The organism is Methylobacterium terricola (assembly GCF_006151805.1).
Lineage (GTDB): Bacteria > Pseudomonadota > Alphaproteobacteria > Rhizobiales > Beijerinckiaceae > Methylobacterium > Methylobacterium terricola.
In genome coordinates this window covers 152,888-167,283 of sequence record NZ_VDDA01000014.1, presented here as the reverse complement: position 1 = coordinate 167,283, position 14,396 = coordinate 152,888, and the positions used below count along the sequence as shown (strand labels likewise).

The 14,396-nt window shown below is 72.8% G+C and carries 12 protein-coding genes and 1 pseudogene; 9 read left to right on the top strand and 4 right to left on the bottom strand.

Going from position 1 to position 14,396, the window contains the following annotated elements; translation table 11 throughout:
• Nucleotides 1-246: pseudogene (locus FF100_RS24695) on the top strand (threonine synthase); the annotation flags it as partial.
• A 480-nt stretch (nt 247-726) separates the two neighbouring features.
• On the opposite strand, the gene FF100_RS24690 reads toward FF100_RS24695, so the two are convergent.
• Nucleotides 727-2,049, bottom strand: a complete 1,323-nt coding sequence (locus FF100_RS24690) for an MFS transporter (RefSeq protein WP_171070317.1) — start codon at nt 2,047-2,049, stop codon at nt 727-729.
• A 365-nt stretch (nt 2,050-2,414) separates the two neighbouring features.
• Here FF100_RS24690 and FF100_RS24685 point away from each other — a divergent pair, with 365 nt between their 5' ends.
• Entirely contained in the window at nt 2,415-4,130 is a 1,716-nt protein-coding gene (locus tag FF100_RS24685) for a M14 family metallopeptidase (RefSeq protein ID WP_139038420.1), read from the top strand.
• 340 nt (nt 4,131-4,470) lie between these two features.
• On the opposite strand, the gene yghU is transcribed toward FF100_RS24685, so the two are convergent.
• Nucleotides 4,471-5,349, bottom strand: coding sequence for a glutathione-dependent disulfide-bond oxidoreductase (yghU, locus tag FF100_RS24680; protein ID WP_139038419.1), 879 nt, complete (start codon nt 5,347-5,349; stop codon nt 4,471-4,473).
• Between the two features lie 150 nt (nt 5,350-5,499).
• Complete coding sequence (locus tag FF100_RS24675; protein ID WP_246102314.1) at nt 5,500-6,288, bottom strand: transporter substrate-binding domain-containing protein; 789 nt, start codon at nt 6,286-6,288, stop codon at nt 5,500-5,502.
• A gap of 256 nt (nt 6,289-6,544) precedes the next feature.
• Here FF100_RS24675 and FF100_RS24670 point away from each other — a divergent pair, with 256 nt between their 5' ends.
• From FF100_RS24670 to FF100_RS24655, 4 genes are all read left to right on the top strand, one after another.
• Nucleotides 6,545-7,825 (top strand): PQQ-dependent sugar dehydrogenase, encoded by a 1,281-nt coding sequence (locus tag FF100_RS24670; protein WP_139038417.1) that lies wholly within the window; start codon nt 6,545-6,547, stop codon nt 7,823-7,825.
• Nucleotides 7,822-8,436, top strand: a complete 615-nt coding sequence (locus FF100_RS24665; protein ID WP_139038416.1) for a c-type cytochrome — start codon at nt 7,822-7,824, stop codon at nt 8,434-8,436. The genes FF100_RS24670 and FF100_RS24665 overlap by 4 nt, the downstream gene beginning before the upstream one ends.
• A gap of 114 nt (nt 8,437-8,550) precedes the next feature.
• A complete protein-coding gene (locus FF100_RS24660; RefSeq protein WP_139038415.1) occupies nt 8,551-8,793 on the top strand; it encodes a type II toxin-antitoxin system VapB family antitoxin in 243 nt (80 codons plus the stop codon).
• The gene (locus FF100_RS24655; RefSeq protein WP_171070316.1) at nt 8,793-9,200 is read left to right on the top strand and encodes a type II toxin-antitoxin system VapC family toxin; all 408 of its coding nucleotides are present in this window, start codon (nt 8,793-8,795) and stop codon (nt 9,198-9,200) included. The genes FF100_RS24660 and FF100_RS24655 overlap by 1 nt, the downstream gene beginning before the upstream one ends.
• A 12-nt stretch (nt 9,201-9,212) precedes the next feature.
• On the opposite strand, the gene FF100_RS24650 is transcribed toward FF100_RS24655, so the two are convergent.
• On the bottom strand, nt 9,213-10,610 hold the full coding sequence (locus FF100_RS24650) for an aminotransferase-like domain-containing protein (RefSeq protein ID WP_139038413.1): 1,398 nt from the start codon (nt 10,608-10,610) through the stop codon (nt 9,213-9,215).
• A 190-nt stretch (nt 10,611-10,800) separates the two neighbouring features.
• Here FF100_RS24650 and FF100_RS24645 point away from each other — a divergent pair, with 190 nt between their 5' ends.
• The 3 genes from FF100_RS24645 to FF100_RS24635 all read left to right on the top strand — a co-directional run bounded on the left by FF100_RS24645 (nt 10,801) and on the right by FF100_RS24635 (nt 14,354).
• Complete coding sequence (locus tag FF100_RS24645; protein WP_139038412.1) at nt 10,801-12,084, top strand: hydroxymethylglutaryl-CoA reductase, degradative; 1,284 nt, start codon at nt 10,801-10,803, stop codon at nt 12,082-12,084.
• A 174-nt stretch (nt 12,085-12,258) separates the two neighbouring features.
• Complete coding sequence (locus FF100_RS24640; protein ID WP_139038411.1) at nt 12,259-13,488, top strand: ABC transporter substrate-binding protein; 1,230 nt, start codon at nt 12,259-12,261, stop codon at nt 13,486-13,488.
• Nucleotides 13,485-14,354, top strand: a complete 870-nt coding sequence (locus FF100_RS24635) for a hydroxymethylglutaryl-CoA lyase (protein WP_139038410.1) — start codon at nt 13,485-13,487, stop codon at nt 14,352-14,354. Before FF100_RS24640 ends, FF100_RS24635 begins: the two co-directional genes overlap by 4 nt.
• Nucleotides 14,355-14,396 lie beyond the last annotated feature (42 nt).

Genomic DNA, 14,396 nt, shown 5'->3' with positions numbered 1-14,396 from the left:
GGGGTGCGGGCCGCGCGCCGGCTGCTGGCCGACGACCCGGCGACGCCGGTGGTGGCGCTGGCGACCGCGCATGCGGCGAAGTTCCCCGACGCGGTGGAGGCGGCGACGGGGGTTCGCCCGGCGTTGCCGCCGCACCTGTCGGACCTGCTGGGGCGGCGCGAGCGCTTCACGGTCCTGCCGAACGACGAGGCGGCGGTGGAGCGGGCGATCCGCGAGCGCGCCCGCATCCTGAGGAATGTCCCGTGAGACCGCCGCGCCTTCGAACGGATCCGTTCGACGGCGCGAGGGTATGACCGGGCGCTTCCCTGGTCCGGTGACCTGAGCCTGCCTGGGACACGACGGTGGCGCGAGGATCGCGCCACGCGCCCGAACCGGCCGTCCACGCGGCGACGGCCGCGTCGTCGATGACGGGCCGCGCCGCTGCACCGACGAGGCGCATCGCGCCGGCGGCGGCGAGGTCGTGGCCGGGAACTCGTCCGTCGCGCTCCTGGTGACGGGCCTGTCGCCCTCGCACGATGCCGGCGAGGTGCCGGGTCCGACCGGCGATGGGGATCCCGGCCGCCGCGCCGCTCGTCCGCAGCCTGATCGTCTGCGAGCGCGGTCCGGATCGAGGACCGGGCCGTGCTGCCCTCCTCCGCGCAAGGCGTCCTCCGTCAGGATTTCACGACGGCCTCGACGCCGGATGATCACCCCGCCGACGGAGACGTTCGACGAGATGCGGCCGGCTCACGGCGTGCCGCCGGCTCGTCCGGCACGGTCGCTCGCCGATATCGTGGAGGATGGCCGCGGCGGTCCCGAGCCGGCCGCCCGCGCACAGGCCAGGAAGAGCCCCGCGACGCCGAGCGCCACGACGGCCGGCCCGACGACCGAGGCGAGGGGCCCGGCGAGGCCCGAGCCGGCGACGTCGCCGAGATTCATCGCCGCCATGTAGACCTGGAACTGCGTCGCCGAGGCGCGGCCCGCGCGACTCGCCAGCAGCACGGCCGGCAGCAGGGCGACGTAGAGAAGCGCCGGCACCACGCTCGATAGGCCGAGGATGAACGGCCCCGTCGTCGCCCCGAGCCCCGCCGCGATCAGCAGCCCCGCGACGCCGAACGCCGCCGCGCAGGCGAGCAGGAGGGCGCGCAGGGCCCGCCCCGGCCCGGCCCGGTCGACATAGGCGCCGATGCCCGCCGCCCCGAGCGTCCCCCCGAGGAGCGCCAGCATCGCCTGGAGGCGCGAGAGGGCGCCCGCCTCCCAGCCATGGACCTGCACCAGGGCGACCGCGAAGGGCACCTGGAACAGGGCGAGCCCGCCATCGACGGCGAAGCAGAGTGCCAGCAGGGTCGCCGCCTCGCGGCTCCGGAACGCGGCGAGGAGCCGGCGCGCGAAGGCCGCCGTCTCCGCCGCCCCGCCCCGCTCCGGGAGCGGCGCCGGCCCGTCCCGGCGCAGCGACAGGAACCGATCGCCCGGTGCCTCGCGCACCAGGAGGGCCACGAGGGCGGGCGGCGTCGTCACGCCGAGGAGCGCCGCGGCCGCCGCCGGAAAGCCCCAGGTCCCGAGGATCCAGGCGAACAGCGCGGCGCCCGCCGCGCTGCCGATGACGAAGCCCGCTCGCGTCGCCGCGCTGATGCGCCCCAGCGCCTCGGCCGGTACGCTGCCGGCGATCATCCGATCGGTGGCGGTATCGGCCAGCGAGGCGGACAGGCTGTGCAGGAGGAGCACCATGCTGACCGCCGTCAGGCTCGCGGCGGGCCCGAGCAGGAGCAGCCCGGCGAGGCTCGCCTGCGCGCAGGCCAGCGCCAGGACGAGCCAGAACCGGCGCGCGCCCATCCGCCGGGGCGCGGCGCGGTCGATCACCGGCCCCCAGAGCAGCGGCTGGAGCACCCAGGGCAGGCCGACGACGGCGAGGTGGCGGCCGACCTCCGCCGTCGAGGCCCCGGCCGCCGCGAAGTGATTGGCGAGCGCCGTCAGCGCGAAGCCGGCGACGACGCCCTGGTAGAGGTAGAGCAGCGTGAACAGGCCGAGGCGCCCGGCCGGATCCTGCAAGCTCGGCGGCCGGCGGCGCATCGCGTGATCCTCGGTCCCACCCGGCAGCGCCGTCCCCCCAGGCATAGCGGACACGGCCCGCACCCGTCACCGCGACAGTCGCGTGCCGATCGACATCCCCGTTCGCCGCTACGACGTCGCGGGGCCTCCGGACAGAGGGAGAGGAGGGCGGCGCCGGAAGGTCGGGGCCTGCCGTGCCGTCATCGAGCACGAGCGGGTCACGGGCGCTCCGGCCGCCGCATCCGCGCGGACCGTCGCGTCCGGGCCTGGCCGCGGGCGGCCGTTCGCCGGCACGGGGCGGAGGACGGCCGCCGACGGGGCGCGACAGGAGAGGTTCGGTCGCTTAAGCGTGGGAGACCTCGCCCCCCAACGCCTCTCCCCCCGCCATGACCCTCCTTCTCGACACGACCCTGCCGCGCAGCCTCGACGCGCTCCTCGCCCGGTCCTGGCCACCGGGCGCGACGGTCGAGGCATGGCTGTTCGAGGATGCCGAGAGCCGGCGTGCGGCCGAGCGCGCGCTCGCCGCCCGGGGTGTCGCGGCGCGGCTGCGCAGCGCCTACAAGCCGCTGCTCCACGCCTTCCTGGAGGAGATCGACCTGTCGGGAGTGACGGAGATCGTGGTCGCCTATCCGGTCCACCCGGCCGCAACCCCGCAGCGCTTCCTGACCGAGGCCTATCCGCTGGCGGCCCTCGTCGGCGCGGTCCCGCTCCGCTTCACCGCCCAAGGACCGCACGAGACCGATGTGCCGGCCTACGAGGTCCGGCTGACCGATGCGGCGGGCAACACCCGGACTCTGCGCGTGCGGGCGCCGAACCGGCGCCACGCCGACGCCTTCGGCCGGGTGATCCTCTCGCCGACCGGCTGGCTCGACGACGGGGCGACGGACGAGCGCCTGGAGACCGATTACGAGGCCGCCTTCGCCCGGGGAATGGCGGCGGTGGCCGGCCACCCCTGGGGCGAGGCCGAGCCGTTCTTCGAGGAGCTGTCGGTCCGGATCGGGATCCCGGCTCGCGACCGGGGGCTGCCCGTCGGCGAGGAGGCGGTCAGCCTGGCCGAGGCCCTGCACGAGGATCTCTATTTCTCGCTCCTCGAGCACTTCCAGCACCGCACCGGCCGCCCGCCGGGCGACCGGCACCTGCGCCCGGGCCAGATCGTGCCCGAGATCGCGATCCGCGACGGTGCGATCACCGTCACGGTCGAGACCCGCCCGCTGTCGGGGCCCGACGCTCCGCTGCCGGCGGCGGCCGACGGGATCCTGGCCGCAGACGGGCTACCCGCCCGCCTCGCCGCCCTCGGCGGTACCGAACTCTCGGCGACGGCGCGCTCGGGCCGCCCGGTCGCGGGCCGGTACATCGCGGGGCCCGACCGCGCGGTGATGATCGGCTCCGGCCAGCATCCGAACGAGGTGACGGGGCCCGCCGGGGCGCTCGCCGCCGCGCGGGAGCTGGCCGCCCGCGACGGCGCGCATTTCACGATCTCCCCCCTGGAGAACCCGGACGGCGCGGCGCTCCAGCGCCGCCTCGCGGCGGCGAACCCGCGCCACATGCACCATGCGGCGCGCTACACCGCGCTCGGCGACGACCTCGAATACCGGATCGCCCCGCCCTTCCACGAGACCGCCCTGCGGCACGCGGCGGAACGGTGCAGCGGCGCGCTTCTGCACGTGAACCTGCACGGCTACCCGGCGCATGAATGGACCCGCCCGCTCTCGGGCTACCTGCCCGCCGGCTTCGAGACCTGGTCGCTGCCCCGCGGCTTCTTCCTGATCCTGCGCCACTGGCGCGGCTGGGCCGAGGCCGCGGAGGCGCTGGCGACGGCCGTGACGGCGCAACTCGCCGAGGATGCGGCGCTGATGGCGCTGACGCGAGCGCAGCTCGCCCTCAGCGCCCGGCACGCGCCCCCGCCGCCGCTGCGGATGGTCCACGGGATCCCGTGCCTGATCGCCGAGGATGCCCGCCACCGCGTGCCGCTGACGCTGATCACCGAGTATCCGGACGAGACCATCACGGGCGACGCGCTCGCTGCCGGCATCCGGGCCCAGGCGCGGACGGCGATCGCGGCGTATGACGCGTTCCAGGCCCTGGCGCTGCCGGAGGCGTGAGGCGGGGGCCGGCCGGCGACCCGGAGAGGCGGAACCCACGGCATCGATTGCCCCCGGACAGCCCTGCGCGGACGGGGAGAGGGCTGGACTCCCGTTCAGGGAGCGCAGCGAGCGGAGGCGAAGCCGGAGCGAGGGTGAGGTGCCGGATGGGGCTCCTCCGGAAACACCCCTCGCCCCTGCCCTGCGGGCTCCCCGAGCCCCTTCGGGCTCGGGCCTCTCCCGGTCGGGCTTGCGCGACGTCGTTCCTCGCTCGCAGAGCCCGGACGGCCCTGCGCCCGCGGGGAGACGGGAGGCCCGCGCCGCTTTCGTCACCGGGACGGGACTGGCGGCGAGCGGCGCCCTAACCCGCCGTCCCGGCCAGCTTGTCCTGCGTCTTCGTATCGAAGTCGCTGGCCTCATGGCGCTCGTGGAGCTGGTCGGCCGGGTCGCCGGTGAGGCGGTTGACCTTGCGGCCGCGCTGCACCGCCGGCCGGGCGAGGATCTGGTCGGCCCAGCGCCGGACGTTGCGGTACTCCTCGACCGCCAGGAACTCGGCCGCCTCGTAGAGCCAGCCCTTCACCACGCCGCCGTACCACGGCCAGATCGCCATGTCGGCGATCGTGTAGGCGTCGCCGGCGACGAACTCGGTCTCGGCGAGCCGGCGGTCGAGCACGTCGAGCTGGCGCTTGGCCTCCATGGCGTAGCGGTTGATCGGGTATTCGAGCTTCACCGGCGCGTAGGCGTAGAAATGGCCAAAGCCGCCGCCGAGGAACGGCGCCGAGCCCATCTGCCAGAACAGCCAGGACAGCGTCTCGGCCCGGGCGGCCGGCTCGGTCGGCAGGAAGGCGCCGAACTTCTCGGCGAGGTAGGTCAGGATCGCGCCCGACTCGAACACCCGCACCGGCGTCGCGCCGCTGCGGTCGACCAGCGCCGGGATCTTCGAGTTCGGGTTCGCCGCGACGAAGCCGGAGCCGAACTGGTCGCCGTCGCCGATGCGGATGAGCCAGGCATCGTAGTCGGCGCCGGCATGGCCGAGGGCCAGAAGCTCCTCCAGCAGGATCGTGACCTTCTGGCCGTTCGGCGTGCCGAGGGAGTAGAGCTGGAGCGGATGGCGGCCGACGGGCAGCGGCTTCTCGTGCGTCGCCCCAGCCACCGGCCGGTTGATGCTGGCAAAACGGCCGCCGCTCGCCTTGTCCCAGGTCCAGACCTTGGGCGGCACGTAATCGGCTGACTCGCTCATGGGGTGCTCTCCGGGATCGTTCCGAGGCGGCAGATCGGCGGTGCCTTGCCGTCGTGCAAGGGGCCCCGGACGGGGCCGCCCGCTCCTGCCTGGTTGCGTTGGAGCACGAACGGGCGCGCGAGGCGAGGCCGCACGGCGCAGCCCCCACCCTCACTTCATGTTGGCGTCGAGGATCCGGGCAAACTCGCCCGAGGCCTTGGTCAGGTGCAGCCACTGGTCGACATAGGCCTTGAACACCGCGTCGCCGCGCGGCAGCAGGAAGCCCATCTCGCCGTACTGGAGCGGCTGATCGGGGTTCACCGCGCACAGGCCCGGATGCAGCTTCTCCTGGAGCTTCACCTCGACGGATTCGGCGACCATCACGTCGGCGCGGCCCTCCGCGATCTCGCGCCAGATGACGCGGTTGTCCGGGAAGAGCCGGATCTGCGCGTCGCCGAGATTGGCGCGGGCGAACCGCTCGTTCGTGCCGCCGGGATTGACGACGACGCGGGTCGCGGGCTGGTTGATCGCCTTCGTCGTCTGGTACTTCGCGACGTCGTCGCAGCGTACGATCGGCGCCTTGCCGTTGACCAGGTACATCTCGCTGAAGAACACCTCGCGCTGGCGCGGCAGCGTCACCGAGATGCCGCTCATCGCGATGTCGCACTTGGCCTTGAAGTCGGCGAGCAGGTCCGACCATTTGGTCTGGATGAAGACCGCCTCGGCATCGAGCGACTTGGCCAGCGAACGGCCGAGATCGATGTCGATTCCGACGAAGTCGTTGGCGCCGTCGGGGCGGTACGAGAACGGACGGTAATCGCCGGTCGTGCAGACGTTCAGGACCTTGCGCTCGACGACCTGATCGAGGCGGGACGGCTCGCCCGCGGCGAGGGCCTGCGTCGCCGCGAGCGCCAGCATCGCGCCCGAAGCCCAGCGCGACGTCATCGAACCCACAGCCATGACCCTGGCCCCCATCCCTTATGCAGCGTCGGCGGCACCCTAGGGACGCCGATGGAGCCCGTCCAGATCCACGGGGCGGGCCATCGCCCGGGATCCCCGATGATCGCCTCCCCGGCGCCGTCCCCCGATCGCCCCCTCCCCTTGACGAAAGGCCGTGTCCAACTCGACAGTGGTCGCGTCGAGGCCGCGCCGCGGAGCGCGCCGCGAGACCAACGCCCATGAAGGGCGAACGAATACGACATCGGGAGGAACGGACATGACGGCGAGGAGACAAGCCCGTGCCGGGACCGGATTGCGCCGCGCGGCGTGGGCGGCCGCCGCCCTGGTGGCGGCGGGCCTGACCGGCGGGGCTGCCGGCGCGCAGGGCCTCAAGCAGTACGATTCGAGCGGCAAGGCGTTCTGGAAGAGCCCGCCGCCGGACTGGTTCCTCGGCGACGAGACCTCGGCCCAGAAGGGCCTGGCGCCGCCGGCCAACCCCGCCCTGCCGGCCTCGGACGAGGAGCTGGCCGACAACCTCAAGGCGGTGAAGCTGCCGGCGGGCTTCACGATCAGCGTCTATGCCAGCGGCGTGCCCGAGGCGCGCCAGATGGCGATCGGCGACAAGGGCACGCTGTTCGTCGGCTCGTTCGGCGCGACCAACGTCTACGCCATCGTCGACCAGGGCGGCAAGAAGGTCGTCAAGACGATCCTCAAGGGCCTCAACATGCCCACCGGCCTCGCCTATCGCGACGGCGCGCTCTACGTCGTGGCGATCGACAAGATCTTCCGCTACGACAACATCGAGGCCAACCTCGACAAGCCGCCGGAGCCGGTCGTCGTCTACGACGACATGCCGTCCTACGTACCGCACGGCTGGAAGTACCTGACCTTCGACAAGGACGGCTGGGTCTACGTGCCGTTCGGCCCGCCCTTCAACATCGGCAACCCGCCGAGCAGCGTGTCCCAGGTGCGCCGCGTCGACCTGAAGACCGGGGCGGCGGAGATCGTGGCGCTCGGCGTGCGCAACAGCGTCGGCGGCGACATCGACCCGCGCACCGGCCGCTACTGGTTCACCGAGAACGCCCGCGACTGGATGAGCGACGACATCCCGAGCGACAAGCTCAACATGATCTCGAAGGTCGTCGAGCATTTCGGCTATCCGTATTGCCACCAGGGCGACATGCCGGATCCGAAATTCGCCCAAGGCCGCACCTGCGCCGAGTTCACGCCGCCGGTGGCGAAGCTCGGGGCGCATGTCGCGCCGCTCGGCATGAAGTTCTACACCGGCTCGTCCTTCCCGGCCGAGTACAAGAACAACATCTTCATCGCCGAGCACGGCTCCTGGAACCGCCACAAGTACCAGGGCGGGCGCATCGAGCGGGTGATCGTCGATCCGGACGGCAAGAACGCCAAGATGGAGACCTTCGCCTCGGGCTGGCTCAAGGGCGACCGCGACTATACCGGCCGCCCGGCCGACATCCTGGTGGCGCCGGACGGCGCGCTCCTCGTCGCCGACGACTGGGCCGGTGCGATCTATCGCATCGCCTACACCAAGTGAGCGGGGCTGAGCCCCGCGCCCGCCAGCCGGCCCGGAGAGTCTCCGGGCCGGCCCGCGCCGCGCTCGTCGCCCTCGCCCTCACGGCTCCGGCCGCGGTCCAGGCCGCCGAGGCCCCCGAGGTGGCGCAGGCCTGCCTGTCCTGCCACGGCGAGGCGCTCGCCGAGGGCGCGCCGCCGATCGCCGGGCATTCCAGCAACTACATCCAGCTCCAGCTGGTGTTCTTCCGCTCCGGCCGGCGCAAGAACGAGATCATGCAGGGCGTGGCGGAGGGCCTGTCGGACAACGACATCCGGGCGCTCGGCAAGTACTTCGCCTCCCTGCCAGTGCCGGACGTTAAGCCGCCCGCGGACACGCAGGCCGACCTCACCAGGGCCGGCGAGGCCGCCGCCGCCCGACACCGCTGCGCCGCCTGCCACGGCGACGCCTATCTCGGCATCCAGGCCGCACCCCGCGTCGCCCGCCTGCCCGAGGCCTACCTCGCCAAGGCGCTCACCGATTACCGGGCCAACACCCGCCCCAGTTCCGGCGGGGCGGCGATGACCGAGGTGGCGGGCTCGCTGTCGGATGACGACATCAAGGCGCTGGCGCATTACTTGGCGGTGCTGCCCTAAAGGCCGCGCCCGGTGCCCGGCAACGCGCGGGCACCCTGCTCCCCGCGGAAGCCGCGCCCTGTATGGACGTCGCAGGGCCATGCGTATAGACAATCGCGGTCGACAGGAGGCGTCATGCTCAGCATCCGCGATCGCGAGATTCGGGCCCTCGCCGAGGCCGTGATGAGGACGCGCGGCGCCCCGACCCTCACCGCCGCGATCAAGCTCGCCCTGCACAACGAGATCCGCCGCGCCGAGGAGGAGATCCCGCTGCGCGAACGGGTGGCCGCCCTCCGCGCGCGCGCGCTGGCCAAGGCGGACCGCCCCCGGCTGCCGGCCCTCACCGACGATGAGCGTGACCAGCTCTGGGAGCGCTGATGTTCATCGAGACCTCGGCCGTGGTCGCGATTCTCGCGGGGGAGGCAGAGGCAGCCGCGTTCCTGGATCTCATCGAGGCGGCCGGGCGACGGGAGACCGGCGCCCACGTTCGGCTCGAGGCGACGATCAACCTCGCCCGCATCCTCGGGCTGAGCATCCTCGATGCCCAGGAGCTGTACGACGATTTCATCCGTGCCGCCCAAATCACCATCGTGCCCGTCGACGACGAGGTCGCGCGCCGAGCCGTCGAAGCCTTCGCGATTTACGGCAAGGGACAGGGTCATCCGGCCCGGCTGAACTTCGCCGATTGCCTGTCCTATGCCTGCGCGGACCGGAGCCGACTGCCGATCCTGTTCAAGGGACGCGACTTTTCCCGGACCGATCTCGTCCTCGCCGTCGCAGGGTAGGGGCCCGCCGGATCACGGCACTGCCCCCGTCGCGTCCCGCATGAATCGCGCGAAACGGGGATCGCCCGCATGCGCCACGTTGACCCGCATCATCGGCGGGCCGGCCGGTCCCTCGGGCCGGAACAGGCCGCCCGGCGCGATCAGGATGCCGCGCGCGGCGGCCCGGCGCGACAGGGCGTCGAGATCGGTCGCGTCCGGCAGCCCGCACCAGAGATAGTACCCGCCCCGCGGCTCGCCGAAGACCGGCAGGCCGAGATCGGCCAGGACCGCCCTCCCCTGCAGCGTCGCCGCCTCGATCCGGCTCCCCAGGCGGCGCAGGTGGCGGCGGTAGCGTCCGCTCTCGATCAGGTCGTGGACGATGCGCTCGACGAAGCCGGAGCTGTTGACGCTCGTCACCATCTTGAGGTCGCGCAACGCCTCGACGACATCGGGCCGCGCCGCGATGAAGCCGCAGCGCAGGCTGGCCGAGAGGGTCTTGGCGAAGGTGCCGACGGAGATCACGCGCTCCAGCTGGTCGAGGGCGGCGAGGCGGGCCTGCGCGGCGGGCAGCACGTCGGCGAAGGGATCGCTCTCGACGATGCGCAGGTCGAGCGCGGCGGCGCGCTGCAGGAGCCGGTGGGCGACCGGCAGGGTGAGCGAGCAGCCGGTCGGGTTGTGGGCAAGCGACTGGGTGAAGAACAGCCGCGCGCCGCTCGCGCGCGCCACCTCGTCGAGATGGGCGACGTCCGGCCCGTCCGGGTTGCGCCGCACGCCGAGGATCCGGGCCTTGGCGAGGCGCAGCTTGCCGAAGAGCGGGTAGTAGCCCGGCGAATCCACCAGCACCGGCTCGCCCGGGGCGACGAACTGGCGGATGATGAGGTCGAGGGCGTGGTTGGCGCCCGCGGTGAGCAGCACCCCGTCGGGCTCGGCGTGGATCGCCCGCTCGGCGAGCCGGAGCGCCAGGCTCCGGCGCAACGGGAGATAGCCGTCCGGGCTGCCATAGCTCTCGCTCGATGCCGCCGCCGAAGGCCGCAAGGCGCGGCCGACCTCCAGGCTCTCCATCCAGGCCGGCGGCGGGCGCCCGTCGCCGACGCGGACGTCGTAATGCCGGTCGAGCTGCTCGCGCAGCAGCCAGACGCTGTCCACCGCCGCGACCGGGACGGGGCCCGGATGCGGCACCGGGCGCGAGACCTTCGCCGGGGCCGAGACGTAGAAGCCCGAGCCCGGCCGGCTCTCGACCCGGCCCGAGGCGACGAGGCGCTCATAGGCGTTGACGATCGTGTTCTTCGACACCGCGAAAAGCGACGCCGCCGCCCGGATCGAGGGCAGCCGCTCGCCGGGGCGCAGCAGCCCGCGGTCGATCCGCTCCGCCACCCCGGCGACCACCTGCTCGACCCGGGTGCGGGGCTCGTGGTTCGAAACCGTATCCATCCTGATGAGGGTACGGTCACTCCGGGAAAGGCGCAAAGCGTTCCTTGCCGGCGGGGCACGGATGGGTACGGTGTCGACAACGAGTAGGCTCTAACGCCCTCGGACGGGGAGAGACACGCCACGGCGGCCGCATGGACGGCCGCCCCGTCCGGGCTTGCGTCGAGCCGGCGATCAACGGCAGCAGGCACCCATGCAGAGCACGTCCCGGGCGAACCGCACCTCGCGCATCGCCGGCTTCCACACCAAGAGCCCGCGTGAGCGCCTCGCCATCGTCGCGGCCTTCGCGGAGCTGTCGGATTCCGAGGTCGCGCACCTCGCCGAGTTCGGCAACCTGAGCCCCGACCTCGCCGACCGGCTGATCGAGAACGTCGTCGGCACGATGAACGTCCCGGTGGGCATCGCCACCAACATGAAGATCGACGGCGAGGACGTGCTGATCCCGATGGCGACCGAGGAATCCTCGGTCGTCGCCGCGGTCTGCAACGCCGCGCGCCAGGTCTACGAGGACGGCTTCACCACCTCGGTCTCGGGCAACCTGATGATCGCGCAGGTCCAGGTCGTCGGGGTGAGCGACCCCCATGCGGCGCGCCTGCGCATCCTGGAGCAGCGCGAGGCTTTGCGGGCCCTGTGCGATGCCTGCGACCCGGTGCTGGTGCGCCTCGGCGGGGGCCTGCGCGACGTCGAGGTGCGGGTGCTCGACAGCTTGAGCGGCCCGATGGTGGTAACCCACCTGATCGTCGACACCCGCGACGCCATGGGGGCGAACGCCGTCAACACCATGGCGGAGGCGGTGGCGCCGCACATCGCCGGCTGGAGCGGCGGGCGGGTCTACCTGCGCATCCTCTCGAACCTCGCCGACCGGCGCCTCGCCCGGGCGCACGCGGTCTGGCGCACCGACGCCATCGGCGGGCCGGAGGTGCGCGACGGCATCGTCAGCGCCTATCACCTCGCCGAGGCCGATCCCTACCGCGCCGCGACCCACAACAAGGGCATCATGAACGGCATCGACGCCGTGGTGCTCGCCACCGGCAACGACACGCGGGCGATCGAGGCCGGGGCGCATGCCTACGCCGCGCGCTCGGGCCGCTACACCAGCCTGACCCGCTACGAGGTCACGGCGTCGGGCGACCTCAGCGCCTCGATCGAGCTGCCGCTCGCCGTCGGCCTCGTCGGCGGCGCGACCAAGCTCCACCCGACCGCCCAGGCCTGCCTCAAGATCCTCGGCGCGACGACCGCCGAGCGCCTAGCCCGGATCATCGCGGCGGTGGGGCTGGCGCAGAACTTCTCCGCCCTCAAGGCGCTCGCCACCACGGGCATCCAGAAGGGCCACATGGCGCTCCACGCGCAGAACATCGCCATGATGGCGGGGGCACTGGGCGACGAGATCGAGGCGGTGGCGCGGGTGCTGGTCGAGCGCAGGCTGGTGCGGCTCGACGTGGCGCAGGAGGTGCTGGAGGCGATGCGCGGGGGGTGAGAAGTCCGCCAGCAACAACCTCCGAAGTCTCCCGGCCCTTTCCTCGTACCCTCGGCGTCATTCCGGGCTCCGCTGCGCGGCCCCGGAATGACAGGGAGGGTGTCAGCCTCGTCAAGAACACACGAACGGTGGCCGAGCCAACGGCCGATCCACAACGAAAACGGGAGGACCCTCATGCCAAGACGAACCCACACCGCCCGCCTCGCCACCCGCCTCCTCGCCGGCGCCGCCCTGCTGTTCGCGGCCGGCGCCGCCCACGCCGAGGTCACCACCCTGAGGCTCGGCGTGCTCACCGACCTCAGCGGCTTCGCCGCCGATTCCACCGGCGAGGGCTCGGTCGTCGCCGCCCGGCTCGCGGTCGAGGATTTTCGCAAGGAGCAGCCGGGGATCAAGGTCGAGGTGATCCAGTCCGACCACCAGAACAAGCCCGATATCGGCTCGGCCACCGCCCGCCGCTGGATCGCCGAGGGGCAGGTCGACGCGATCCTCGACGTGCCGTTCTCCTCCGTCGCCCTCGCGGTGCAGGAGGTGGTGCGCGATTCGAAAGCCGCCTTCATCGCGTCGGGCCCCGGCACCTCGGACCTGACCGGCCCGAAATGCTCGGCCAACACCGTGCACTGGACCTACGACACCTGGGCGCTCGCCCACGGCACCGCGCTGGCCCTGGTGCGCGCCGGCAAGACGAAATGGTTCTTCCTCACCGCCGATTACGCCTTCGGCCACGCGCTCGAGGCCGATGCCGCGCGCGTGGTGAAGCAGGAGGGCGGCACGGTGGTGGGCAACGTGCGCCACCCGACGGCGGCGGCGGATTTCTCGTCGTTCCTTCTGCAGGCCCAGGGCAGTCGCGCCCAGGTGATCGCGCTCGCCAACGCGGTCGGCGACACGGTCAACTCGGTCAAGCAGGCGGCGGAGTTCGGCATCACCGGCGGCGGGCAGGATCTCGCGGCCCTGCTGATGCAGCTCTCCGACGTGCACGCGATCGGCCTCAAGGACGCGCAGGGCCTCTACCTGACGGAAGGGTTCTACTGGGACACCAATGCCGGCACCCGCGCCTTCGCCGACCGCTTCGCCGCCCAGATGAAGGGCCGCCGGCCCACCGCCAACCAGGCCGGCGTCTATGCCGGGGCCCTGGCCTATCTGCGCGCCGCCGCCGCCGCCGACAGCACCGATGGACGCACGGTCGTCGCCCGGATGAAGGCGGGGCCGACGAACGATCCGCTCTTCGGCGAGGGCACGGTGCGGCAGGACGGCCGGCACGTCCACCCGATGTACCTGTTCCAGGTGAAGAATCCGGCCGAATCGAAGGGGCCGTTCGACTATTACAAGCTCGTCCAGACGATCCCCGCGGCGGAGGCGTTCCGGCCGCTCGCGGACGGCCGCTGCCCGCTGGTGAAGGCGCCGTGACGCTGCCCCCGCGCGTCCGGATCGTCGAGGTCGGCCCACGCGACGGGCTCCAGAACGAGCCGGTCATCGTCCCCACCGAGGTGAAGCTCGGGCTGATCGCGCGTCTCGTCGCCGCCGGGCTGACCTCGATCGAGGTCGGGAGCTTCGTCTCGGCCCGCTGGGTGCCGCAGATAGCCGACACCGCGGCGCTGATGGCCCGGCTGCCGCCGAATCCGGCCGGGCGCTACGCCGTGCTGGTGCCGAACCTGAAGGGCTTCGAGGCGGCGCGGGCGGCCGGCGCCGGCGAGGTCGCGGTCTTCGCCTCGGCCTCCGAGGCGTTCTCGCGGGCCAACATCAACTGCTCGATCGCCGAGAGCCTGGAACGGTTCGCGCCGGTGATGGCGGCGGCCCGGGTCGCTGGAATCCCGGTTCGAGGCTACGTCTCCTGCGTGCTCGGCTGCCCCTATGAGGGAGCCGTGGCACCGGAGGCGGTCGCGCGGGTGGCCCACCGCCTCGCCGAGATCGGCTGTCACGAGATCTCCCTCGGCGACACGATCGGGTCCGGGACGCCGGAGACGGCCCGGGCCTGCGTCGCGGCGGTGGCGGCCACGATCCCGCGCGAGCGGATCGCGCTGCATTTCCACGACACGCAGGGGCTGGCGCTCGCGAATCTGCGCGCCTGCCTCGATCTCGGGGTAAGCGTGGTCGATGCCGCGGTCGCCGGTCTCGGCGGCTGCCCCTATGCGACGGGCGCGCCGGGGAACGTCGCCACCGAGGCGGTGGTCGCCGAACTCGGTCGGCTCGGCATCGCGACGGGAGTCGATTCCGGCCGCCTCGCCGAAGCCGGCCGCTTCATCACGGCGGCGCTCGGCCGCCCAGCCGGATGATGCCATCCTCCTGGTCATCCCGGGTTCCGCTGCGCGGCCCCG